This is a genomic window from Gilliamella sp. Fer4-1, assembly GCF_001690515.1.
Classification (GTDB): domain Bacteria; phylum Pseudomonadota; class Gammaproteobacteria; order Enterobacterales; family Orbaceae; genus Gilliamella; species Gilliamella apicola_C.
In genome coordinates, this window is sequence record NZ_LZGZ01000118.1 from 1 (window position 1) to 1,291 (window position 1,291).

Genomic DNA, 1,291 nt, shown 5'->3' on the forward strand with positions numbered 1-1,291 from the left:
ATACTATTATCTTTAATAAACCGCTTTAGTAACGTGAATTTCTGTACGGTGTAGGCTTATCCTACTTGCTGACCAATATGTTATCTAATTAAATTTATTAGAGAAATTTTAACAAAAAAGCCTGCTTAATTTTTTAAACAAAAGCTAATGTGCTTTTTTATAGTTACTCTTATCATAGAATATCGCCTTTTTGAGGCCATCTTAGCAATGTTTTGATATTCAACTGTTGTGGTATTCAAATTTTTTCCAGAAAAATTCGTTCCGCTTTTGTCACTCAATTTTACACAACTGCGCTGATTTATTGCCGATAAAGCAGTATCTCACTAGACATCTTTGTTTGGCGTGCTAATCTGGCTCTATCGGTGGCATATTCTGCCACCGAATAGCACTGTGCGATTATTCAGTTAGCGGATTAAAAATAAAGCCTTTTTATTAAAAAAACACTTCATAAAAGCCATTGATTTTATTTAAGTTTTTCCGTAAAATCATATAGTTATAAGGTATTACGTTTTTGGGCTTGATATCCAAGCTTAAAATTTTTAAGCGTTTTATTTGCTTACGCAACTGCGCTAATTTATTGCCGATAAAACAGTATCTCACTAAACATCTTTGTTTGATGTGCTAATCTGACTCCGTCGGTGGTATATTCTGCCGCCGAATAACACTGTGCTATTATTCAGTTGGCGGATTAAAAATAAAGCCTTTTTATTAAAAAATACTTCAGAAAACCCATTGGTTTTATTTAAGTTTTTATTTTATGTGAAATCATATAGTTATAAAGTATTACGTATAAAGTATTGCACTTTTTGGCTTAACATCTAAGCCTAAAATTTTGTAAGAGTTTTAGGTAGCTATGCAATTATGATAATGATGCGTAAGCCGTTTGTCAGTTTATTCTTTCAAAAACAATAATCTATTTTGCTCCCATGTAGCCTAACTGGCGCCATGATTCGTAAACGACAACAGCTACCGAGTTAGATAAGTTCATACTACGGCTTGTGGCTAACATAGGAATACGTATTTTTTTATCTTGAGGCAATGCATCTAATATTGTGTTAGGTAAACCGCGGGTTTCTGGACCAAACATTAAAAAGTCATTTTGTTGGTAATTGACTTCACTATGCGGTTTTTGTCCTTTTGTGGTTAAAGCATACACTTGTGTTAACCAGTCTATTTGATTGGTATCTACAAAATGGTCCAAATTTTTGTAACGTTTTACATCGACAAATTCTTGATAATCAAGCCCTGCTCGTTTTAGCTTTTTGTCATCCCAATAAAAGCCCATGGGTTC

1 protein-coding gene is annotated in these 1,291 nt (G+C 33.2%); it reads right to left on the bottom strand.

Annotated features, from left to right (window positions below; genetic code table 11):
* Nucleotides 1-913: 913 nt before the first annotated feature.
* Nucleotides 914-1,291: tRNA (cytidine(34)-2'-O)-methyltransferase (locus A9G30_RS04275; protein WP_081295650.1), on the bottom strand; the 378-nt coding region annotated here is incomplete at its 5' end.